The 24,222-nt window shown below is 35.8% G+C and carries 21 protein-coding genes; 3 read left to right on the top strand and 18 right to left on the bottom strand.

The window, feature by feature from the left end:
• Positions 1 to 62: 62 nt before the first annotated feature.
• Complete coding sequence (locus C8D70_RS00670) at positions 63 to 1,874, bottom strand: TonB-dependent receptor plug domain-containing protein (protein WP_110366364.1); 1,812 nt, start codon at positions 1,872 to 1,874, stop codon at positions 63 to 65.
• A 633-nt stretch (positions 1,875 to 2,507) separates the two neighbouring features.
• On the opposite strand from C8D70_RS00670, the gene uvrA reads away from it, so the two are divergent.
• The 3 genes from uvrA (at position 2,508) to C8D70_RS00655 (ending at position 7,177) form a co-directional block, all read left to right on the top strand.
• Positions 2,508 to 5,300, top strand: a complete 2,793-nt coding sequence (uvrA, locus tag C8D70_RS00665) for an excinuclease ABC subunit UvrA (RefSeq protein WP_110366363.1) — start codon at positions 2,508 to 2,510, stop codon at positions 5,298 to 5,300.
• 92 nt (positions 5,301 to 5,392) lie between these two features.
• Positions 5,393 to 6,160, top strand: coding sequence for a methyltransferase domain-containing protein (locus C8D70_RS00660; RefSeq protein ID WP_110366056.1), 768 nt, complete (start codon positions 5,393 to 5,395; stop codon positions 6,158 to 6,160).
• A gap of 246 nt (positions 6,161 to 6,406) precedes the next feature.
• Positions 6,407 to 7,177: an alpha/beta hydrolase gene (locus C8D70_RS00655; protein WP_110366055.1), complete on the top strand. Its 771-nt coding sequence runs from the start codon at positions 6,407 to 6,409 to the stop codon at positions 7,175 to 7,177.
• Between the two features lie 315 nt (positions 7,178 to 7,492).
• Here the strand turns inward: C8D70_RS00655 and C8D70_RS00650 are convergent, their stop codons facing one another.
• The 17 genes from C8D70_RS00650 to C8D70_RS00565 all read right to left on the bottom strand — a co-directional run bounded on the left by C8D70_RS00650 (position 7,493) and on the right by C8D70_RS00565 (position 24,043).
• Positions 7,493 to 8,173 carry a MarR family winged helix-turn-helix transcriptional regulator gene (locus C8D70_RS00650; protein ID WP_076597377.1) on the bottom strand — a complete coding sequence of 227 codons (681 nt, stop codon included), beginning with the start codon at positions 8,171 to 8,173 and terminating at the stop codon, positions 7,493 to 7,495.
• Positions 8,174 to 8,613: 440 nt separating this feature from the next.
• Complete coding sequence (locus C8D70_RS00640; protein WP_110366053.1) at positions 8,614 to 8,985, bottom strand: response regulator; 372 nt, start codon at positions 8,983 to 8,985, stop codon at positions 8,614 to 8,616.
• Between the two features lie 19 nt (positions 8,986 to 9,004).
• Positions 9,005 to 9,574 carry a chemotaxis protein CheB gene (locus tag C8D70_RS00635; protein WP_110366052.1) on the bottom strand — a complete coding sequence of 190 codons (570 nt, stop codon included), beginning with the start codon at positions 9,572 to 9,574 and terminating at the stop codon, positions 9,005 to 9,007.
• Between the two features lie 11 nt (positions 9,575 to 9,585).
• On the bottom strand, positions 9,586 to 10,416 hold the full coding sequence (locus C8D70_RS00630) for a CheR family methyltransferase (protein ID WP_076597381.1): 831 nt from the start codon (positions 10,414 to 10,416) through the stop codon (positions 9,586 to 9,588).
• Entirely contained in the window at positions 10,417 to 10,782 is a 366-nt protein-coding gene (locus C8D70_RS00625) for a response regulator (RefSeq protein ID WP_181416074.1), read from the bottom strand.
• A 15-nt stretch (positions 10,783 to 10,797) separates the two neighbouring features.
• Entirely contained in the window at positions 10,798 to 14,406 is a 3,609-nt protein-coding gene (locus C8D70_RS00620) for a response regulator (RefSeq protein WP_110366050.1), read from the bottom strand.
• A 5-nt stretch (positions 14,407 to 14,411) separates the two neighbouring features.
• A complete protein-coding gene (locus tag C8D70_RS00615; RefSeq protein ID WP_076597384.1) occupies positions 14,412 to 15,887 on the bottom strand; it encodes a response regulator in 1,476 nt (491 codons plus the stop codon).
• A gap of 407 nt (positions 15,888 to 16,294) precedes the next feature.
• Positions 16,295 to 16,594 carry a hypothetical protein gene (locus C8D70_RS00610; protein WP_076597689.1) on the bottom strand — a complete coding sequence of 100 codons (300 nt, stop codon included), beginning with the start codon at positions 16,592 to 16,594 and terminating at the stop codon, positions 16,295 to 16,297.
• 114 nt (positions 16,595 to 16,708) lie between these two features.
• Positions 16,709 to 18,145, bottom strand: a complete 1,437-nt coding sequence (locus tag C8D70_RS00605; RefSeq protein WP_110366049.1) for an SDR family oxidoreductase — start codon at positions 18,143 to 18,145, stop codon at positions 16,709 to 16,711.
• Positions 18,146 to 18,193: 48 nt separating this feature from the next.
• Positions 18,194 to 18,784 carry a GTP cyclohydrolase II gene (ribA, locus tag C8D70_RS00600; RefSeq protein WP_110366048.1) on the bottom strand — a complete coding sequence of 197 codons (591 nt, stop codon included), beginning with the start codon at positions 18,782 to 18,784 and terminating at the stop codon, positions 18,194 to 18,196.
• 25 nt (positions 18,785 to 18,809) lie between these two features.
• The gene (locus C8D70_RS00595) at positions 18,810 to 19,358 is read right to left on the bottom strand and encodes a lipocalin family protein (RefSeq protein WP_110366047.1); all 549 of its coding nucleotides are present in this window, start codon (positions 19,356 to 19,358) and stop codon (positions 18,810 to 18,812) included.
• On the bottom strand, positions 19,348 to 20,034 hold the full coding sequence (locus C8D70_RS00590; protein WP_228407966.1) for a lycopene cyclase domain-containing protein: 687 nt from the start codon (positions 20,032 to 20,034) through the stop codon (positions 19,348 to 19,350). The genes C8D70_RS00595 and C8D70_RS00590 overlap by 11 nt, the downstream gene beginning before the upstream one ends.
• Positions 20,034 to 20,486, bottom strand: a complete 453-nt coding sequence (locus C8D70_RS00585; RefSeq protein ID WP_076597694.1) for a sterol desaturase family protein — start codon at positions 20,484 to 20,486, stop codon at positions 20,034 to 20,036. Before C8D70_RS00585 ends, C8D70_RS00590 begins: the two co-directional genes overlap by 1 nt.
• A gap of 1 nt (position 20,487) precedes the next feature.
• Positions 20,488 to 20,952 carry an SRPBCC family protein gene (locus C8D70_RS00580; RefSeq protein ID WP_110366045.1) on the bottom strand — a complete coding sequence of 155 codons (465 nt, stop codon included), beginning with the start codon at positions 20,950 to 20,952 and terminating at the stop codon, positions 20,488 to 20,490.
• Between the two features lie 56 nt (positions 20,953 to 21,008).
• The gene (locus C8D70_RS00575; protein WP_076597696.1) at positions 21,009 to 21,845 is read right to left on the bottom strand and encodes a phytoene/squalene synthase family protein; all 837 of its coding nucleotides are present in this window, start codon (positions 21,843 to 21,845) and stop codon (positions 21,009 to 21,011) included.
• A 1-nt stretch (position 21,846) separates the two neighbouring features.
• A complete protein-coding gene (locus C8D70_RS00570; RefSeq protein ID WP_110366044.1) occupies positions 21,847 to 23,337 on the bottom strand; it encodes a phytoene desaturase family protein in 1,491 nt (496 codons plus the stop codon).
• A gap of 46 nt (positions 23,338 to 23,383) precedes the next feature.
• Positions 23,384 to 24,043, bottom strand: coding sequence for a MarR family winged helix-turn-helix transcriptional regulator (locus C8D70_RS00565; RefSeq protein WP_076597698.1), 660 nt, complete (start codon positions 24,041 to 24,043; stop codon positions 23,384 to 23,386).
• Between the last annotated feature and the right edge of the window lie 179 nt (positions 24,044 to 24,222).

The following is a 24,222-nucleotide window of genomic DNA, read 5'->3' as shown; positions in this document are numbered from 1 at the left end:
TTGCAAATGTATATTTTTTAACAATTTGTTAATATTAACTTTCATTAATATTAAATTAACAGCTACTTAATATTAATAGTATAAGAAAACCCAATGTGGAACCATCTTTGCGGCATTCCTACTCCAAATGCTTCCGTATATTTTGTATTTGTTACGTTGTTAATCAGTACATAAACCGAATAATCTTTCTTGGCAAAGCTCAGCTTCTCATCTACAAGATTATAGGTTCCCAGATTGACTCTTTCATTGTAACGGTAAACAAGCTCATTGGTAAAGTTTTTCAGGAATTTTACTTCTAATTTGGAAACAAACTGATGTTTCAGATTTTCCAGAATATATCGAGAAAACAAGCCCGCTTTTTCTTCATATCTGCTGTCAATATAAGTATATCCAACGGTATATTTTAACCAGTCTGCAGGTCTATGGCTCCACTCTGCTTCTATTCCTTTCGTTTTAATATTTCCCACATTCTGAGCAAACCATACTTTATCACTCAGCTCCTTTTTAACCCAGTCAATGGAATTGTTGGAATTCCTCAGGAAACCACTGATTTTAGCCAAAATTCTGTTGTTCTGGTACTGATATCCTACCTCGGATGAAACTGCATTTTCAGGAAGCAAATCAGGATTTCCATGTTCCGTGGGACTTACATAATACAGTTCGGTAAATGTTGGTATACGGTGTACTTTTGCAATATTTCCGTAGATTTTATTATTAGAATTAAAGTTATACCCTACATCCAGGCCAGGATAGAAAAAGTTTCCTTCTTTAGAATAATTAGCCCAAGAAATTCCAGGACTGATATTCAGTTTTTTGTCCAGCAATGAAAAATGATGTTCAAAGAAAACCTGAGAAACAAAACGATTTCTGTCTCCCAAATTACTACTTACCAAAACCTCTTTTCTAAGCTCAACTCCAATTCCGGTTGTTCCTAATCCCCACTGGTAACTGGAATTCACTTCTCCACCCACATTATTTCCAATATGCATATTTCGGTAAAAAATAGGATTCCATCGGTCATAAAGGTACATATCCTGTCCTCTTCTCCAGTATACATTAGAATTAAGTTTCAGTTTTCCAAAAGTCTGCTGATGAGCCACACTTACGATAGAAGCTTGTGTTTCCTCATATTGTTTTGTAGCAGCACTGGAAGCATAAAAACCATTGGCTCCGAATTTCTTTTCCGAAAAACCAGCCTGTACTCTTACATCTCCGTTTTTGATGTTCAGTTTTCCCTGATAAAATACATTTCTGATTTCATAATCTGTATTGAACATATAGCCTTCTGAAGAGGCAGAATTTGCCTGAAGAGAGTTCGTGAACTTCTCATTTCCAATCTGCGCATTAAATCCAAGACCATACGTGCTGTAATCTCCGCCCTCTGCACTGATTTTTACTTTCTTGCCTGGTGTAGTCCTGGTAATAATATTAATAACACCGGCATATGCATTCTGTCCGAAACGTCTTGCTGCCGGGCCTTTTATGATCTCTATCTTTTCTACGTCATCAAGATCTACCGGAATATTCATACTATTATGTCCGGTCTGGGAATCATTCATCCTGATTCCGTTCAACAACAGCAGAACCTGCTCAAAAGAACTTCCACGAAAACCGATATCACTCTGCACCCCATTAGCTCCTCTCCTTCTGATATCCATCCCTGGCACCTGCTGAAGAATTTCATCGATACTTTTAGCCGGAGAATTTACAATGTCTTCTCTGGTGATAACGCTGATGTTCTGATTAGCGCTTTTATAAGGTGTAGAGATAAATTTTCCCTGAAATTCAATGCTTTCAATATCTGTTGTCTTTTCCTGTGCATTTACCCAAAGTAAAGTTCCCAGAAAAAAAGCACTTCCTATCTTTTTGATCATAACCGTTTTCGTAGTTTTTTTAACAGAGTCCAAAAGTAAGGGAGTTCACCAAGACAGGCAAATGATAGTTGTCATAAAAAAAGATGCAGCGTAATGCTGCATCTGTGTGAGGGAGTAATTCTATCTTTTTTTCATTAAATGTGTAACTAGATCTCTGAATAATTTTCTCATTTCTATATTACATATTTACAATTACAATTTTAAATAATTTTACAACATAAAACAATAGTTACATAAAAAAACACAACACATTTTAAAAATATACATAAAACACTGTAAAACAAATAATAAAACAAAATTAAGTCCACAAAAAACATTTATTTCTATCATTTATCTACAGGTCTTTTTCTTTTTTTGAATTCTTATTTCATGTTGATAATAACAATTTTTAACAATAAGATAAGCGTAAATTTTTCGCTAAAATTTCGTAATTTTGTGGGTCTTAATTTTACGATGAAAGTATTCTGTTTCAACAGTAATTTTTGTCCGCATTTATAAAAATGCAGCAACAGGTTTCGGATGAATTCAGAATAGAGGTAAAAGTTCAATTGATACCGGCTGCAGAATATTTGTAGCCAAACACCATTACTGGCAGCCTTAATGCTGTGCAGTCTTTTTATGAATAAACAAAATATGGCTAACACAACAGAAATAGATATAAAAAAACAGATTTTCGTTAAGAATGCCCATCTTAACAATCTGAAACATATAGACGTCCTGATTCCGAAGAATAAGCTTATTGTTATCACAGGAGTTTCAGGAAGCGGAAAATCCTCTTTAGCCTTTGATACTATTTATGCGGAAGGACAGAGAAGATATGTTGAAAGCTTAAGTTCTTATGCCCGTCAGTTTTTGGGAAAATTAGAAAAACCAAAAGTAGATGATATCAAAGGACTTGCTCCTTCTATTGCTATTCAGCAGAAAGTAATTTCTTCCAATCCTCGTTCTACAGTGGGAACTTCTACAGAGATCTACGATTATATGAAACTCCTGTTTGCAAGGATTGGGAAAACCTTTTCACCGGTTTCCGGAGAAGAAGTGAAAAAAGATTCGGTTTCTGATGTAATTGACTTCATCAAGGCTTCAAAAAAAGATACTTCATTTCTATTGACCGCTCCTTTGGAATATGACATTAATAATTTTAAAGAAACATTAAATGTTTTAAAACTGGCCGGTTTCACGAGACTTGAAATCAATGGAAATGTAGCCGGAATTGAAGATCTGGAAAGTTTTGGTTTTGCTCCGGAAAAAGGAATGACGATCAACCTTGTAATAGACCGTTTCTCGTACGAAGAAGACGAAAGCTTTTTACAAAGACTTGCAGACTCTATTCAAATGGCATTCTATGAAGGACGCGGATATTGTTCATTAAAAAACACCGATACCGAAAAAGTAAAAGAATTCTCTAATAAATTCGAACTGGACGGTATGGAATTCCTTGAACCCAACGTTCATTTTTTCAGCTTCAATAACCCATACGGAGCATGCCCGGCATGTGAAGGATACGGAAAAGTAATCGGGATTGATGAAGATCTTGTAGTTCCCAATAAAACGCTTTCTATCTATGAAGATGCTGTTGTCTGCTGGAGAGGAGAAACGATGAGTGAATGGAAAAAAGATTTCATCAAAAAAGCAGGTGACTTCCCTATCCACAAACCTTATCATCAATTAACAAAAGAACAGAAAAACTTCCTTTGGAAAGGTGACGGAAAGAGTAACTTCCCATGCATCAATAATTTCTTCAAAATGCTTGAAGAAAACCTTTATAAAATCCAGTACAGAGTAATGCTTTCCCGCTACAGAGGAAAAACACTTTGCCCTACATGTGAAGGATTGAGACTTCGTGAAGAAACAAGCTGGGTAAAAGTAGACGGACATAATATTCAGTCGATGATCGAACTGCCTTTGGATGAACTCGCTCCGGTAATTAACGGATTAAAGCTTTCCGATCACGACAAAGAAGTGGCCAAAAGACTGATCTATGAAATCACTACCCGCCTTGAGTTTTTATTAAAAGTAGGATTAGGATATTTAACATTAAACAGAACATCGAATACCCTGTCGGGAGGAGAAAGTCAGAGAATTAATCTGGCAACCAGTTTAGGAAGTTCTTTGGTAGGTTCTATTTATATATTAGACGAACCTTCTATCGGGTTGCACTCTAAAGACACGGAAAACCTGATCGAAGTATTGAAAAATCTTCGTGATCTTGGAAACACCGTCATTGTAGTTGAACACGATGAGGATGTGATGAGAGCGGCAGACTATATTATTGATATTGGCCCGGAAGCGGGTTATCTTGGCGGCGAACTGGTATTTGCCGGAGATTATAAGGATCTGAAAAATGCAAACACGCTTACTTCAGAATATCTTACCGGAAGACTTGAAATAGAAGTTCCGAAGAAAAGGAGAAAAGGAAAAGAATGGATTCACATTAAAGGAGCCCGTCAGAATAACCTTAAAAATATAGATGTAGACGTTCCTTTGGAAAGTCTGGTAGTCATTTCCGGAGTTTCAGGAAGTGGAAAATCTACTTTGATGAAAGAAATCCTTACCAATGACATCCAGATCCAGCTTGGAATGGGGGGTAAAAAAGGAGATTATGACTCTGTAGAATTCCCGAAGAAAATGATCAAAAATATTGAACTGATTGATCAGAACCCGATTGGAAAATCATCACGTTCAAACCCTGTAACTTACTTAAAAGCTTACGATGACATCCGTGATCTTTTTGCCAAGCAGAAAGTGGCTAAAATGATGGGTTATAAGCCTAAACATTTCTCTTTCAACGTAGATGGCGGAAGATGTGATGAATGTAAAGGAGAAGGTGTAATCAACGTTTCCATGCAGTTTATGGCAGACATTGAACTTGAATGTGAAGTTTGTAAAGGCACACGATTCAAAAATGAGATCCTTGAAGTAAGATTTGATGAGAAAAACATCTCTGATATTCTTCACATGACCGTAGATGAAGCATTGGAGTTCTTTAAAGACAATAATGAAGAGAAGATCGTAACGAAACTGAGACCTTTACAGGAAGTAGGTTTAGGCTACTTACAACTGGGACAAAGCTCTTCTACCCTTTCCGGTGGTGAGGCGCAGCGTGTGAAACTGGCTTCATTCCTTGTAAAGGGGATTACAACAGATAAAACTTTATTCATCTTTGATGAGCCTTCCACAGGACTTCACTTCCATGATATTCAGAAATTACTGAAATCATTACAGGCATTGATTGATCTTGGACATTCGGTGATTGTTATTGAACATCAGCCAGATATCATCAAATGTGCAGATTATATTATCGATATTGGCCCGGAAGCTGGAAAACACGGTGGAGAAGTTGTATTTGCAGGAACACCTGAAGATCTGACTAAAAACAAAAAGTCCTATACGGCAAAATACATCAAAGAAAAACTGGAACAATAAATACATACAATCGGCTGTTTTGAAACAGCCGATTTTTTATTGAGATTTTCTATATTTATTCAACGTATTAAACCATTACAAAATTATTCTTTATGCCCTGGAATCCTGAATTATACGATCAGTACAAAGATCTACGCTACAAGCCTTTTTATGATCTAGCAGCATTGATTAAGCCCGGAAACAATATAAAAGCTATTGACTTAGGCTGTGGAACCGGAGAACAGACCTCTATCCTTACGGAAAAACTGACAGGTTCCACATTCTTAGGAATTGATTCATCAGCAGAAATGCTTGAAAAATCAAAGAAGTATGAAAATAAAAACCTTCATTTTAAGCTTCAGTCTATTGAAGAAACAGCACAGTCTGATCAGAAATGGGATCTTGTGTTCAGTAATGCCGCTTTACAATGGGCTGATGATCACCAAGCCCTATTTCCTAAACTTATTGGATTGCTTTCACAAAAAGGACAATTAGCCATACAAATGCCTGTTCAGAAAGAAAATATTCTCAATCAGATTCTTACAGAAATGGCAGATGAAGAACCCTACGTATCCCAGTTAAATCATTTCAACCGTGATTCTCCGGTGCTTTCAATGGATGATTATGCCCAGATATTATTTGATAACGGAATTCAGGATATTGAAATATTTCAGAAGGTATACCCTATTATTGCAGATGATTCTGAGGCATTATACACCTTTATTTCCGGAACAGCATTGTTACCTTATTTAGAACGTCTTAAAAAGGAACAGAAAGAAAATTTCATTTCAGAATTTAAATCACGCATTGCAAAAAGATTTACAAAATATCCGGCCATCTATGCATTTAAGCGCATCCTGATGTATGGCTGTAAGAAATAAGTCTTCCATCTGAGAAACCAGAAACGCTGCCAGATCTGCAGCACAGACATCTTCACCTTTGCAGTCTGTAAGATTTATTTCCGTTGGAAAGAGTTTCCCTGTAAGATGAATCAGCGGTAATAATTTTGATGGCAGCCTTAAACAGAACCTGCATTAAAAAGCTAAATAAAGGAAGATGATTTTCCTCACCGGAACTACCTCCTATATTTGCAGATGAACTAAATTCCGGATTATAAAAAACAAATCATGAAATACTCTAAAATCATTATTAGCTCCATTCCTCTATTCATATTCAACTGTTCCGTACAAAAGAAAAATACTGGAAATAATGATTATGAAGTAAAGCTGGATACATTAACCTTATTTGACCAGAGCAGAAACCGAAAGATTCCTGTTGCTTTTTACCATCCTAAAACTGTTAAAAAAATCCTACATCAGCCAGTCGTTATCTTTAGTCATGGATATGGAGCCAACAAAGGTGGAGATTATTTTGTATATTCTTATTTAACGAAAAAACTGGCTTCAAAAGGCTATTTTACAGTAAGCATTCAACATGAACTTACGACAGACAGTCTTTTACCAACCGAAGGAAATTTGCAGATTGTAAGAAGACCTTTCTGGCAAAGTGGTTCTGATAATATTCTGTTTGTACTGAATGAACTCAAAAAGACTCACCCGGAGCTGGATTATCCGCATCTGACTCTTATAGGCCATTCTAATGGAGGGGATATGGCAGCATTATTCACCAATCAGCATCCTAACCTGGTATATAAACTGATTACAATGGATAACCGCAGAATGTTCCTGCCGAGAACTTCCCTTCCCAGGATTTACACATTACGCTCCAATGATTACCCTGCTGATGAAGGCGTTCTGCCTGATGAAGAGAACCGGAATAAGTACCATATCACCGTACAGCCTACGCAGATCAATCATGGACATATGGACGATAAAGGAACTGATGAAGAGAAAAAAACCTTGAATGATTTTGTTTTACAATACCTTTCTGAACCATGATTTCAGAAAACCCAATAAGTTATCCACATTTTTTTGTGGATAACTTGTGAATTTTAACATTAAATTCATATTCCGTATTAAAATTATTACTACATTTACTATGTAATAAACATCGAAGTGGAAACTTTATTTGCTTTTCTTACTACTCTTGAAATTGCAATTAAATTTGAAATAAAAATTTAAGCACAGCATTGTCGGCTGTGCTTTTTATTGTTGTCTAATTAAAAAAATGAGATGTATTATCTACTGGATCTGCCCCTAAAGGGCAGATTCTTTTATTTAGGTAGTTTTGCAAATAGTACTTGTAAGAATTTACTATGAATTTTCAAATGCATATTCGTCATAAACAGTGTTAATAAGCTGATCTGAGTTGATGTTTCGCGAAAAAATAGGATAATGAAAACGATCCAGTTTATTGAGAATACGAATCAGATCCATCTTCTCTTTATGGTTAAGATTTCCTGCCACAATGTTGGTAGCCTGCCGGATCTTCTCCATTTGTTTTTCAAGGGTTAACAACCCTCTTTCAGAAATACGGATTAATTTGCTTCGCTTATCCAGATCAGAATCTGTTTGCTCAACAAGCCCCTGACGCAATAGTCTTGTAATGATAAGCATGCCTACCGGTTTATCATGAATATTCTTTTTGATAAGGGCCATTTTGGTCATTTCACCAAATGCCTTCAAATTGATTAAATAAATAAAGTCTTCCTGGGTAGAAAATTCAGAATCTGATATCGCAGATTTTGAGTAAGTTTTTGCATATCGGTTAAGATGAACAAGTAATGTATTGATTGCACTTTCCGGTGTTCGTCCATTTTCTTTACCTTCCCAATAAGGCTCATCAAAAGTATCAGTCTGCTGGGTAGTCTCCTGATCAGAAATCCAGGTCTTAAAGCCTTCTATTGTAGCAGGATAGACATCGGGATATATATTAGCTTCTGATTCAAATTGCTCGAGGAGCGTCATAAAATCTTTAATAAGGGCAAAATTCATGTTGATTAAAATAGTATACAAATATACCTTATTTTATTATAATGTTAAGTATTTTCCCCTTATACGGTATAAGATTTGTACTTTAAAGTATAATTATCAATAGTATGGATGAAACAAAAATAGAATTATTGGATCTGATTAATGATAAGTATTTAATAGATGAATATTTTAATTTCAAAATAAAGAGGGAATTGAATATCGACATTGATCTTAGTTCTGAATATATTACTGCACATAATATAGTTTCAAAAAAATTAATTCTTGTGCAGACATTCTCAAATACGATAATAGACAACCCGCAGTTATATCTTTTATTACGCTCTTTAATTCATAATATCAACAGCTATTATCTGACAAAAAATGAAATAATTTCTACTCTGAAAAATCAATAATCCCTCAAAATTTGAGAGATTATTGATGCCTGGAAAAGTATATGGTATTTATACCTGTTCTTTTAGATGTTTTGCCACCATTTCTTCAAGGTCATCCAGATTGAAAGGTTTTGATACATAATCATCTGCCTGTGCTTCGGAAGCTAAAGCCGCGATATCGTTATTTGCAGTAACATAGATGACAGGAATATGATTAAATTCTTCACTGCTTTTAAGAAGTTTTGTAGCTTCTACTCCTCCTATTTTCGGAATCCAGTTATCCATCAGAATAACATCAGGATGATATTCTGCTACTTTCTCCAGAATGTCATGTGAAGTTTCTGAAATCTTAACTTCGTAGCCATTCTCTTCAAATATGATGGTAATTACTTCCAAAATAGCAGCATCATCATCAAAAATTAAAATTTTCTTTTTGTTCATATTATTTAGGTTATTCTTATTACAATTGATTGATATAATCTGCCAAATTATCCGGTCTGATAATGAGATCATAATTAATTTCTTCTACGGCATGTTTGGGCATATATTCTACTTCTGCCGTGGCCGGATCCTGAATCCACACCTGTCCGTTATTTTTTTTGATATAGCACAAGCCTTCTACTCCATCAGCATTGGCACCTGATAAAAGGATTCCGGTCATATGCTCTCCAAAAATTTCCGCTGCAGATCTGAAGGTAACGTCTATTGAAGGGCGGGAATAATTCATTTTTTCTGAGCTGTCCAATGACATATTTTTCTTATTCTCAAACAGTAAATGATAATCAGCAGGAACAATATATATGGCGTTATCATTTAATTCAGTTTTATCTTCTGCTTCTATCACCGCTATTTTAGTAAACTGCTGTAGTAAAGCCCGCAAAATATCTCCGGATTGGGCTTTACGGTGAAGCACAACAACTATTGGGATTTTCAAAGTATCATCAAGATTTTTGATCATTTCAATAATGACCTGCAGACTTCCTGCCGATCCTCCTATAACAATCAGTTCAATGTTCGTCTGTGATTTCATAGCAGTATTTATTAATGGTGATCAAGCTTTTTCCAGATTTTCTGGTCTTCCACCTGGTGATAATTCTTTTCAATGGTAGAAAACCTAAGTGTTTCTTTAGCTCCAAGAGCCAGAAAACCTAAATTTTCCAGACTGTTGTCAAAAAGGCTGAATACCCTTTCCTGCAAGTCTCTATCGAAATAAATCAAAACATTTCTGCATATAATCAGCTGAAAACTATTGAAAGAACTGTCTGACACCAGATTGTGAGTAGACAAAATAAGTTTTTCCTGTAAGCTTTTATCAAACTTTACACTGTCATAATTGGCCGTATAATAATCAGAAAAATCACTTTTCCCACCTGAAAGCATATAATTTTCGGAGTACAATTTCATCTGCTGCAGCGGAAAAACTCCGGCTCTGGCCGTCTCAAGAACTGCAGGGTTTAAATCAGTACCATAGATAAGGGATTTATGATAAAGACCTGCTTCTTTAAGCAAAATAGCAATAGAGTATGCTTCTTCCCCCGTGGAGCATCCTGCAATCCAGATCCTGATCAAAGGATAGGTTCCTAATTGAGGCAAAATTTTCTCCCTTAATGCTTTAAAAAAAGAAGGATCGCGAAACATTTCTGTGACATTTACTGTAACTTCCTCTACAAACCGTTTTAAATATTCGGCGTCATTCATGATGGTATATCTCAGTTCCGCGAAGCTGGTAAACCGGTCTAAAAGGCATATACGATTCACCCTTCTTTTAAACGAAGCCCTGCTATAACCGGAAAAGTCATAGCCATACATCTCATAAACATCGTTGATCAGATATTCTACTTCTTTATCTTTTATGATACTTGGTTCCAGCATCTATGAAAGTTTTTCTATTGCCATTATTAAAAGGTCTACATCAATGGGTTTCGAAACATAATCATCAGCCCCTACCTCAATACATTTCTGACGGTCTTCAGGCATTGCCTGTGCAGTAACGGCAACAACGGGAATATCTTTGATTTCAGGGGTGTTTCTTATAATCCTTACTGCCTCATAGCCATCTATTCCAGGCATCATCATATCCATCAGTACCACTGAAAACTGAGCATCAGCCTTTAGCATATCTAAAGCTTCCTGAGACATAGTACAGGTTTCAACCGCATATCCACGAGCCTTAAGAGTTAGCTTCAATGCGAATATATTGCGTGGATCATCATCCACAATTAAAATTTTCTTATTCATCAGAATTTTATCTGTTTAACTTTCATATAACCAAACGCGAAGAAGCGACAATAGCTGATCAATATCCACGGGTTTTGAGATATAATCCGAAGCTCCGGCTGTAATACATTTCTCGCGATCTCCAATCATTGATTTTGCAGTTACGGCTATGATAGGAAGCTTTTTAAATGCCGGCATTTTTCTTATCTGCTTTATGGTTTCATAGCCATCCATTTCCGGCATCATCATATCCATTAAGATCACATCTATATCAGGATTGTGGTGAATTTGCTCAAGGGCATGCTTTCCATCCATGGCTACAATCACTTCCACCTTATATTTTTCCAGGGCTTTGGTTAAAGAAAAAATATTACGGACATCATCATCCGTAATGAGTACTTTTTTACCACTCAGCACTTCAGTGAGAGATCCCAACATTCTGCCTGTGGTATTTTCTGAGGAATTATTTTTTTCTTCCACCAAATGCAGGAACAACCCTACTTCATCTAAAATTCTCTGGTATGAATGTGCTGTTTTTACAACAATTGAATCTGCATACTGTTTTATTTTAAGCTCTTCTTCTTTAGATAAATGGTGTTCTGTAAAAATGATAATAGGAAGATTTTCCAGCCCTTCATGACTTTTGATTGATTCTATTACATGATAATCATTTCCTTTTGAGCTTCCGATATCCAGAATAACGCAGTCAACAAGATCCGAAGTCAGAGCTTTTACACTATCTTCCACCGTATGTTCTACTGATAAAGAGATATTGAAATTGCTCAGGAAATAAGACAATGCACTGGCATGCTTGGCGTTTTCTTCTACAATCAGCACTTTTTGAGATCCTTTTTTTAAGGCTTCTTCGATTTTTCTGAATACATCAGTCATTTTATCCAGCGCTACCGGCTTGTTAATAAAGTCTACAGCACCTTTCATCAGGCTTTCCTTTTTAAGATGAAGGACAGACATCATATGAACCGGAATATGTTTGATATAAGGATCAGATTTCAGTTCGTCCATTACCTCCCAACCGTCTTTTACAGGAAGCTGAACATCCAGTAAAATGGCATGTGGGTGGTACTTCTGAGCTGCTGAAAGACCATAATCTCCTCTCACTACAACAACTCCTTTATAGTTTTGCAAATGAGCATATTTCAATAAGGCTTTAGCAAAATTGATATCATCTTCAATAATTAAAATAACTTTATCCCCTTCCTGAATATTTTCTCTGTCATCCGCCACATCATCAGGAATCTCAAGGGTATTTAACAGAGTGTTTTTTTCTTCTCCATCATCAAGTATATTTTGGATTTCTTCCACATCTTCACGTATCACTTCTACAAGATTCTGATCCGTCTCAGAATGAGCAATTTCCGTTACGGCATGTACAGGAATGATAAAACTGAATTCACTTCCTTTGTCTACCTCACTTTTCAGAGCCAGCTCTCCTCCCAGAAGCCTGGCAATTTCACGGCTGATTGATAAACCAAGGCCTGTCCCTCCAAATTTTCGTTTGGTAGAACCATCTGCCTGCTGGAATGCTTCAAAGATGATCTTTTGCTTATCTTCTGCGATACCAACACCTGTATCTTTAACTGAAAATATTATGAAATCAGGTTTTTCAGAATGTTTTTTGATGTGTAAATCGATGCTCCCTTTTGTGGTAAATTTTAAAGCATTGGACAATAGATTTCTTAAGACCTGATCAATTCTAAGACGGTCACTTTCGATAACGTTCTGAACGTCTGCTTCAATTTCAATGTTAAACGGAAGGGCTTTCTCCTGAAAGACAGGGTTAAAAAGACTCTTTAGATCTTTTACCACTTCTTCGATAATCACCTCCTGATATTCAAGAGTCATTTTACCGGATTCTATTTTTGCAAGATCCAGGATTTCATCAATAAGGGTTAATAAACTGGTTCCGGAACTATGAATTACTTTTGCAGATTCTACTTGATCTTCATTGAGGTTTTCATCCGGATTTTCCGTCATTAGTCGTGATAAAAGAAGGATTGAATTCAGCGGAGTTCTCAATTCATGAGACATATTGGCTAAAAACTCAGATTTGTATTTGGTACTTAATGCCAGCTCCTCTACCTTCTTCTGAATCTCATTATTACGTTCAGCAATCAAATGATTTTTCTCTTCCAGCAATCTGGAACGCTCTTCCAGTTCTGCATTGGCCTGCATCAGTTCTTCCTGCTGTACTTTGAGCTCTTCTTCCGAAGCCTGAAGTTTCTGTGTTTGTGCTTCAAGTTCAGTATTCAGATTTTCAAGTTCAGAGTGCTGAACCTGCAGTTCTTCAGACTGTGCCTGGGTTTCTTCCAGTAACTGTTGTTCTTTTTCCCGGCCTTTTGCAGCACTCAGGGCAATTCCTATATTAACGCAACATTCTTCAAAATAACTTATTCTGTCTTCATCAAAGTTAGAAGTGGAGCCAAGTTCCAGAACTCCGATTATATGACCGTCTGCAAAGAGTGGAAGCAGTATAATTCCATAAATTTTAATCGTACTGCTGGCAAAAGTCACTACAAAATCATCTTCATGAAGATTATTATAAACCTGTGTTTTAGTTTTAACAAAAGCCTGCCCCACCATTCCTTCTCCAGGTTCAAAAGATTTTTTCATATTGGATTCCAGTCCGTAAGCTTTATTAAGCTTTAAGAGGCCTTCATCATATAAATACAGCGAACCGTTGATACAGTTTCCATATTCAATCAATTGCATTAAAGCTTTATCAGAAACTTCCTGCACCGATTTATTTCCTACCAGTGATTCATTCAGCAAAGCAAGACCTTTCTGACGCCAGTCACTTCTATTAATTTTATCAAAGGAGGTTTTGAGAGACTCTGTCATATTATTCAGAGATTCAACAAGGTCTCCGAGATCATCCTGAGCGTTATCCACTACTTTTTCACTGTAATCACCGTTAGCTACTCTGTTGGCAATTTTTTGAATAGCACTTACACGACGCGTTGTTTCTTCATCCTTCTCCTTAAGCATTTTTTCCAGTTTATCTCTTCGGATAAGATCTGCGCGCATTTTTATATAGAAAAATGCAGTTACAACAACTGCAGCAATTGCGGAAAAAATGATAAACAGAACCGTTGTCTGGGATGAACGGTTAAGATCCTTATTTTTAATTTGCAGCTGCCTTTCTTCGTATTGTACAAAATCATTAACAATTTTCCGGGATTGATCCATATAGGCCTTGCCTTCAATAATCTGCTGTTGAGTCATTATAATACCTCTTCGTCTGCTCTCAACCAAATGCTTCAGATTATCCATTACCCGATCCACTGCTGCTTTCAGACCGGCAAGTCTTTGTAATTGATTCTGATCATTGATACCCAAAGATTCAGCGCGTATCAAAGCTTCAGGATATTCTTTCAATCCCCTTTTATAGGGTTCAAGAAAGTCTTCTCTTCCGGTAAGCTGATAACCTCTGTTTCCGGTTTCTGCATCCAGTAAAGCAACCAGCACATCTTTCACTGCTGTTACAGAACGTCTGCTTTTAGAAAGATTCTCCCTATGATTCATCTGGTTCCGGATACTCCAATAGGAAGCCAGTGAACTTGCGATTAAAATCAAAAGCGAAAGACCTACTCCAAACTGAAGATTTCGTATTATTTTTTTTGGCATTAAAATTAATTTAGTGGTAATGTAAAATAAAAAGTAGAGCCTTCATCTAGAATGCTGGAAACGCCAACACTTCCATGGTGCTGCTTGATGATTTCAGAACAAATGAACAATCCGATCCCCATACCCTGAAACTGCAATGAAGATTCTTCTACACGATAGAATTTCTTAAATACAGCATCCTGTTTAAAATCAGGAATTCCAATCCCAAAGTCGGTTACATTCACTCGTACTTCTTCCGCTTCCTTGTCTACAAAAGTGGTAACTATAACCTGATTGTTATCTGGTGAATATTTAATGGCATTTGTGAGAAAATTAATGAGAACCTGCTCTATACGGATCTCATCTAAAGGAATTAAAATATCAGGTTTTGTTCCATGACGCTCAATTTTCACTTCGCGCTGATCATGGGTTTGCAATATTGTTTCAATAGCATTATTGATCAAATTTTCGAGGTTAACCGGTTTTTTATTAATTTTAAGCTTACCATTTTCTATTTTGGAAACATCCAGCAGATCTGTAATAAGGGTATTCAGCTTTTCAATCTGTCCCTGAACTTTCATAACAAATCCTGCTTCTGAGCTTTCTTTATCAAGTTTCAACTTTCTTTCTAATAACTGCACATATGCTTTAATACTCGTTAGAGGTGTCTTCAGCTCATGGCTTGCAATACTTAAAAATTCGTCCTTTTCTTTTTCGATTTTCTTCTGGTCATCAATATCAGTAAAAGTTCCAACCCAGTTTTTAATACGACCTTCATCATAAACCGGAGTTACTCTTAGCAAATGATAGCGGTAATTACCTGAAATGACATTTTTAATTCTAATCTCCAGCTCAAGAGCTTTTCCTTTTTTCCTGCATCTTGCAAACTCGTCTGTGATATCAGGATCATCCGGATGTATTTCAGGGAAATTCTGTTCGGTTTTTGAATATTCGTACCACTTACCATTCACAAAATCAACGGCTCCTGCTTCATTCAGCGTAAATGCAATTTGTGGAAGCGATTCCAGCATTAAGTGAAAATGGTCTATCTGAGACTTCATCGTCACTTGTGATGCACGTCTTCCTTTAACCTCCAGTTCAAGATTCTGCTGGGTCTTTTTCATGGCTATATTCTGTTCCTGAAGATTGTAGAAGGTTTTCACCTTAAGCAAAAGGATCTCAGGATCCACAGGTTTGGTTACATAGTCTTTAGCACCGGAAGCATAGCCTTGCGTTATGAATTTTTTGTCTGTGCTGACAGCCGATAAAAATATAATGGGAACTTCTTTTGTTTTGCTATAATCTGCCAGTGTTTCCGCCACTTCAAAGCCGTCCATATCAGGCATTTGAACATCCAGAATAATGAGGGCATAGTCGTTTTTGAGGGCTTTGCCCAGAGCCTCTTCACCGGAATTGGCTGTTTCCACCTGAAAATCCTTGGATTCAAGTAATTTTTGCAGTGAATAAAGATTACTTTGATTGTCATCAACAATTAAAATCATAGAAGTTAAAATCAATAATTAGTTACAGATATTTAAACCTCAAAAATACTCACAATATTTCAAAACATAGCAATTTTTAAAGGATTATGAGTAAGTATTTCATACCACATTTTTTCCCCGGAAACTATGCATTCGCATTATCATTTTTCAGATTATAATTGGCAGGATAAAGAGAAGAAGTTTATGAAAACAAAAGAATATGTATTCAAAATATTTGGGGTAAAATCAAATTTTGGGGAATCCGCTTATTTTTATTGATAAACTCTATGAAGAGTGTGAAATTTTATATCAGGTTAGCATAACAATGCTGGAAAGATAAAACACATCAGAATATAGAATACAAATAAACTATATAAAATAATAAATGACCAGAACTTTAAGAGTTCTGGTCATTCATCAAACTAACCTTAATTTGTTTTCTTTCTCCATTCGGCTTTTACATCTTCTGCAGCATCTTTTGTTTTTTCCCAAGCCTCGTCCGCTTTATCTTTAATATCATCCCAAGTGTCGGAAATATTTGATTTTACTCTTTCCAGCCAATCTTCCTGTGTTGCTTCTTCATCACTATTTCTTTTTTCATTGATATAATCTCTGGCTTTATCTGCTAAGTCATTCACTTTCCACTTTGCATCATTTGCTGCATTTTTTAAAGTGTTTTCTGTTTCGTTTACCGCTTTTTCCGCTTTGTTGTAATCTGAATTATTCATAATATAATATTTAAGTATTTGGTATATAAATAAACAACCTTCATGCCTAAAAAATACATACTATGTTAAAATATTCCCAAAATTGAAATTTGTAGAATTTTTTAAGTGAGAATTTTATTTTTGCTTTCCACTGAGTCTTCTAATCATTCCTTTGAAGATAAATCCATGGAATGGCAGTACCATCAGCCAATACAACCTTCCCCAAACACCTTTTGGCCGAAAGACAGCTTTTTGCCAGATTTTATTTCTGTAAATTTTAAACATCAGCCATGCTTCTCCCGGAAGTTTCATCTCCGCCAATAAGATGAGTTTTCCTTCTTTACGGTTGGCATACAGTACTCTCCAGAAGTCCAGTGCATCACCTTCTATAAGATCTGTAGGATGCCTGCGCCCCCTTCTCAATCCCGGGCCGCCAACCATTTTATCAAATAATCCTCTTATTTTCCAAAGACTCTGCCCGTACCATCCATGAGTTCCTCCTAACTCAAAAACACGATCCATACAAGCTTCCCTATCATCATATTCTTCACTTCTGAGGTCTGTAAAACAACCATATTTCGGTACGTCCTGATATTGTTTTAATGTTGAATCATTACGGCTGCTGATAAAACTGTCTTTCCAGCTGGATATAATTTCATTAGCCTGAATTTTTGCAAGAGTCCGTTTCAGTGCTGTATTATACGAAAACGGCTGAATGCCGGTAATTAATTTAATTTCAGTAAGACTTTCAGGACGGCAGACCACTTCTATTTTCATGCTTCCAACTAATGCTTTTGCCAGATTATAAGAAGTTGAAGTAATAAAATAGAGCCAGTAGGAAGATAATCTGGGGGTCATTACGGGCAGTGTAAAAATAGTTCTTTTAAGACCTCTTACTTTTGCAAACTGTAACAACATCTCTTTATAGGTTAGCACATCATCACATCCAATGTCAAAGTTTTTCTGATAAGCATTTTCTTTAAAGAGTACAAAAATCAGAAAATCCAGAACGTTGGCAATACCTATCGGCTGACATCTTGTATACAGCCACTTAGGAGCTACCATGACGGGCAGCTTTTCAACAAGATCTCTGATGATCTCAAACGAAGCACTTCCTGATCCAATGATAATTCCTGCACGCAGAACGGTTGCGGGAACCCTGCACTCCATAAGGATTTTTTCAACTTCATACCTGGAGTTCAGATGCTTTGAAAGTTCTTTTTCATTCACCAGCCCTGAAAGATACACAATATGTTTACATTGTGTTTTTTCTATATAACCAGAAAAATTAGAGGCACATTTTTTTTCTGAATCTTCATAATCAGCAGAATTGCTCATAGAATGCATCAGATAATAAGCACCCGCAATATCTTCAGGAATATTTTTAAGTGTTTCCGGCTTGAGAAAATCAACTTCAATGACTTCAATAAGCTGTTCATCGATATCCATGTTTCTGGTAAAACGACTAACGTCTCTACAGCAACAGACTACTTTATATCCCTGTGCAGCAATTACACTGATCATTCTTTTACCAATATAGCCGGTAGCTCCTGTAAGCAGTATTTTTTCCATAATTATTGGATTTCACAGGTTTATATCATTGTGTCTGCCTGATGGTTATTATATTTTTTCCAAGAGATGACCAAAATAGTCCTTTTTTTTAACAAGATAACCTTCATTAACTTCATTGGGATCTATTTCTAGGGGAATTCTGCTATTGAGTATCATTTCACTGTTCTCTATTGATTTAATCTTATCAGGATTATTCGTTAAGAGATTAATTTTTCTGATGCTCAGCAGATTCAGCATTTCCACGGCCACATCAAAGTTCCTTGCATCAGCGGGAAGACCCAGCCTGAGATTAGCCTCAACGGTATCCAGCCCCTGCTCCTGAAGGGCATACGCTTTGAGCTTATTAATAATTCCGATATTTCTACCTTCCTGGCGGAGATAGATAATGACGCCTCCGTTTTCAGACATATATTTCATTGCGGCATCAAGCTGCTGCCCGCATTCACATTTTTTAGAATGGAAAACCTCTCCGGTAATGCATTCTGAATGAAAACGTACATTAACTGTCTTATCAAAATCTGTATGTTCTGCTACCAGAACCAAATTTGGACTCCAGTCTTCTTCATGTTCTGAAAATGCATATACTGTGAATAATCCATAATCAGTAGGTATTTTTGATTGAGCTTGTATTTTGAGCATAGGTTTAGAGTTTAAAATTAAAGCTTTATTTGTCAAAAGGATTTTTTTTATCCTGTTTCACCCAGATGAGCTTAGAGGTATCATAGCCAATTTCCTGAGCTTTGGAAATAAAATTCTTTTTTATATTTTCCGGGATGGTTTTTTCACGGGAAAGAATCCAGAGATAGTCTAAATTTTTCCCTGCAACCAGGGCATACTTGTATTCTTCCAGGGCAACTACATTATAACCGGCATAAAAAGGCCCGAAAAAACTGACCTTCAAAGCAGCCACATTTTTTTCTCCTCTGAATTTAGCAGTACCATTGGCAGAAACCCATTTGTTCTTTTTAAAATTATATCCGCTGTTGACCACGTTTACATTTCCGTCTGCATTAAGGCTGTACTGAGCGATTGCATTATCAAGGTCTTTTTCAAAGCGATAATCGAATCTGGCAATTTCATACCATGTTCCTAAATATCTGTTGACATCAAACTGGCTCACGGGCTGTGCTTTTTCAGGCATGGAAGAACAGGATGAAAAAATGTTTAGAAGCCCCAAACTTAATAGTAATGTAAGAATGATTTTATTTTTCATTTTTAGTTATTTTTTTAAAGAAATAAATATTTAATAAAAACTGACTGTAACCATAAACAGCATCTTCAACAGGAATGGTTCCCATTCTGATGCCTAAAAAGTCATCAGGATTGTAGTTTACAACTGGAGACGGAATAAAAGATCCTGTCAGGATTCCATTCACTGCAAAAAATCCGGGCATTAATAGCAGGTATACAAAGCTGGCCTTTCCTATCCATTCTTTTTTAACAATAAAATGCAGATAGCAAAGCGTGAATAGGGTTACAATTACCGTAAGTAAAGTATAAATTCTGTCATAATAAAGAAACCCTGTTACACTGAGAACAATGACGGAGGTAAATACAATGAGATTATTAAAAGCATTAGCCCCATTCATATTAAAAAATTTCTCAAGGCAGTAATAGGTAAAAACACAAGAAAAAGGAATACAATAAAAGAACAGCCATTCTTCAAGGGGAAGCCCTGATATCTTAATTCCTAATGTATAATTAAGATTAAACCACCATACTCCTTTTGCGGTGAACCATATATCCCAGATAATAAAGGGAACTGCAACGATTGTAGATGACAACAGAAACTTTCCAAAAAGCTTGTTAAATTGTATCCTCCTGTCAAAAGAGGCTAAAAAGCAGATGATGACAGTGAAAAAATTAATCAGTATGTAAGTATAAGGCATCATTTTTTATTGAAATACATTTTAAAATATTTAACAGGAATCCACAGAAATCCGAAGCACTCTCCCTCTTCTTTACCCAAATGTTTGTGGTGCTGCTTATGAGCACGTCTTATGGCAAGGAAATAGGGATTTTTGGTTTTTGTAAACATTTTTACTCTTTGATGGATAAATATATCATGCACAAAGAAGTAAGCCATTCCGTAAAGACTAATTCCGAGACCAATAAAAAACCAGTAACTGAATTCCTGCTTTACGCCTAAATACAATAAGGCAATAGCGGGACTTGCAAAAATGAAAAAAAACAGATCATTCCTTTCAAGTTTTCCGTTATGGCTGTGATCATGATGATCACGATGCAGACTCCAAAGAAAACCATGCATAATATATTTATGAATAAGCCACGTAGCCCCTTCCATAGAAATAAAAACAAGCAAAACAACCAGAAAATTCATGTCAATTGTGTTTGTGGTTAAAAAGTTCATTCAATACTTTGTATCTGAAATCGAAAATGCCTCTGAGCTTTTCTTTAACAAATAAACTATGAGCTATCCTTCCAAAAACCCCTAATGGAAGTTCATAATATACAGTATCTTTCATTAATACACCATTCTCATCTGGAATGAACTCATGTAAATGATTCCAGTATTTATAAGGTCCTTCTTTCTGAAAGTCTGTAAAATTTCTGCCTTCTTTTACCTGACTGATAATCGTTTTCCATTTCATCGGAATTCCCAATACAGGAGATACGGTATAATCTATTTCCATGCCTTCAAAAATAGATCCGTCCTGTATATCTGAAAGAACCACAAAATTCATGCTTTTAGGTGTTATTTCGGATAAATTATGAGGAGAGGAAAAGAATTTCCATGCTGTCTCAATATCACAGTTCAAATGCTGTTCTCTGTATAATCTGTACATCGTTATTTTTTATTGATTTATAAATTCTAAAAACATTCTTCTAAACAAAGGAGCTATCAGAAATAAGCAGATTTGTATCTTATATAGCTTTTGAATGCTACCAATAATTTCTGTGAATTGGCAATCCTGATTCTTTGCTGCAGAATATTCTGCGAACTTGTTTTCTTTATTTTTTCAAATAATGACAGATAGTACCTGTATGCGAGATATACTCCAAAAACAGAAGACCCGGGCAGCTTCTTAATTCCCTGCAGGGCTTCTTTGAATTCTTCTTCAATTTCTTTTTCAATCTGAGCTTTAACGGTATTATCAAACACAGACATATTCAATGATGGAAAATACGTTCTGCCCAAAATCTGGTAATCATCTTTCAGATCACGTAAAAAATTCACCTTTTGAAAAGCTGATCCCAGCTTCATGGCGAATGGTTTAAGCTTTTCAAATTGCTGTTTATCACCTCCTGTAAATATCTGCAGACACATAAGACCTACCACTTCGGCAGAGCCGTAGATATATTCATTATAGAGATCAGAATTGTAATCTATTTTCTGCAGATCCATTTCCATGCTGTGTAAAAACTGATTGATAAGCTGGATATCAATATCATATTGGCGAACTGTTTCCTGAAATGAGTTCAGGATAGGATTGATCGAAATGCCGTCTTCCAATGCATCATAGGTTTCAGCTTTTAACCTTTTCAACAGCTTTTCTTTATCATAGCCATGAAAACTGTCAACAATTTCATCTGCAAGACGTACATAACCATAAATGGCGTAAATAGCAGATCTGATGGATGGTTTTAATGCTAATATTCCTAATGAAAAACTGGTACTGTATTTCCGTGTAGTATACTTGCTTACCTCACAAGACAACTCATCAAACAATTTTTTCATATTAATTTAGTTTTAGTTTATTAACTTCAGATGCTACAATTTTTCCCGAAATAACTGATGGTGGTACTCCGGGACCCGGGACAGTTAACTGCCCAGTATAAAAGAGATTACTGATATTTCTGTTCCTTATTTTAGGTTTTAACACCGCTGTTTGGGATAAAATATTGGATAAGCCATAGGCATTTCCCTGATAAGCGTTATAATCTGCAATAAAATCACTTACACAGTAGCTCTTTTTATATTCAATCCTTGATGCCAGATCGCTTTCTCCGGTATGCTTTTCAATTCTTTCAAGCATATTCATCAAATATTTTTCCCTGAGAGATTCTTCATCATGTATTCCCGGCGCCAGAGGCAGAAGCAAGAAAAGGTTTTCACAATCTTCAGGAGCTACTCCCGGATCTGTTTTTGAAGGACAGCATGTATAAAAAAGCGGTTTTGAAGGCCATTTTTTATTTTTATAAATACAATTTATATGATCGTCCAGTTCATTTTCAAAGAAAAGAGTATGGTGTTTCAAATGGGGAATTTTTCCTTTGATTCCCAGATAATAAATTAAGCATGAAGGAGCAAAGGTTTTTGATTCCCAATAGGCATTATTATAGTTCCTGAGGGATTTAGGAATTAATGTTTCCGTATGATGATAATCTGATGAAGCGATGACTGCATCAAATTCATAATCTTTACCATTTACTTTTATTGAGGAAATCTTTCCGTTTTGAGTATAAAGTTTCTGAACCTCATGATTAAAATGAAAAGTTACCCCCTGTTTTTCTGCTACTTTTTTCATGGCCAAAACAAGCTGATAAAAGCCTCCCATCGGGTATTTCGTTCCTAAAACATAGCCTCCGTAATTCATAAGACTGTAAAGAGCAGGAATATTTTGCGGGGAAGCTCCCAGAAAAATAACAGGAAACTCCATCAGAGACCTTAATTTTTCATCAGAAAAATACCCTGATACATATTTTCGGAAGTTACTCAGAAGATCAAGCCTGAGGGCACTGCCGGCAATTTTTAAAGAAGCAAACTCCAGCCAGCTGTAACAAGGTTTGTTAACAAATTCCTTCATTCCCACTTCATATTTAAATTTTGCTGATTGCATAAATTTATCATACTTAACAGCTGCTCCCGGCTCTATCTTTTCGAACAGCCCGCGGATTTCATCATTTTTCTCAGGAACTGAAATTTTCTCTTTTGAAAAAACCATCTCAAACTGAGGGTCTAAAGAAACCAGTTGAAAAAAATCAGAAACTTTATAATTGAAATCAGCGAAAAAACCTTCAATAATATCAGGCATCCAATACCAGCTGGGTCCCATATCAAAGATATATCCTTCATTTGTTTCAAATTGTCTCGCCCGGCCGCCGGGCTGATTATGCTTTTCAAATACATGTACTTCATTTCCTGATTTTGCAGCATATGCAGCCGCCGAAAGTCCGGAAAATCCAGAACCTATAACCGCGATCTTTTTCTTTGAATTTCCAGTATCCATTGTTATTTAATTAATAGTTTTACAGAGCTTTTAAGACTGACTGAGCTTAGTTAAGTTTTTTACAGGCAATATCAATCAGATCCTTTGTTTCCAGATTCATTCTGTACACAGAATAGTGAAATTCATCCAGTTTAGACAGGATAGAAATGAGCAGCATTCTCTCTGATTGATTTAAATTTCCTGTTACTAACCGAGAAGCTTTTCGAATTTCATCCATGTGATTATTCAATATTATCAATCCTTGTTCGGTGATCTGAATTTGCTTTATTCTTTTATCTTTTTGAGAGGCAACCTGCTCCACCCAGCCATTACTTATTAAGCGATTAATAACAAGGATCCCTGAAGATTTTTCATGTACATTATACCTTATCAATTCCATCTTTGACATTGGTCCCATTGTTTTCAGGCTTATGAGGTATATAAAATCATCCTGGCTTGAGAAAACTGAATTATTCATTGCAGAACGGGAGTAGGATTTTGCATACCTGCTCATTCTTATTAATAATGTATTGATGACACTATCAGAACTTCTTCCCAGTTCTCTTCCTATCCAATCCGGATCTTGTATCTCAGAATTCGTTTTTTGAGAAGCCTTGATCCATTCTGTAAAACCATGAAGATCATTGCTATAGATAGCTTTTTCTTCATTTTCTTCTACAAATTGCTGAACAATTTCTACAACTGATTTTATTAGATCAAAATTCATAGCAAACAAATTAGTATACAAATATACTTAAAAAATGAGATAAAGTATATTAATATACTTTTTTTTAATCAAGTAAAAGTATAAAATGCTGTTTTTCAATATATTAATTTAAAAATAAACAAAAAAAATAGTAAATATTAAAGTGTATAAATATACTTTTATATAAAATGGAAAGATTA

The organism is Chryseobacterium sp. CBTAP 102 (assembly GCF_003201365.1).
Lineage (GTDB): Bacteria > Bacteroidota > Bacteroidia > Flavobacteriales > Weeksellaceae > Chryseobacterium > Chryseobacterium candidae.
The sequence above is the reverse complement of the archived record's forward strand: the minus strand, read 5'-3'. Positions and strand labels throughout refer to the sequence as shown.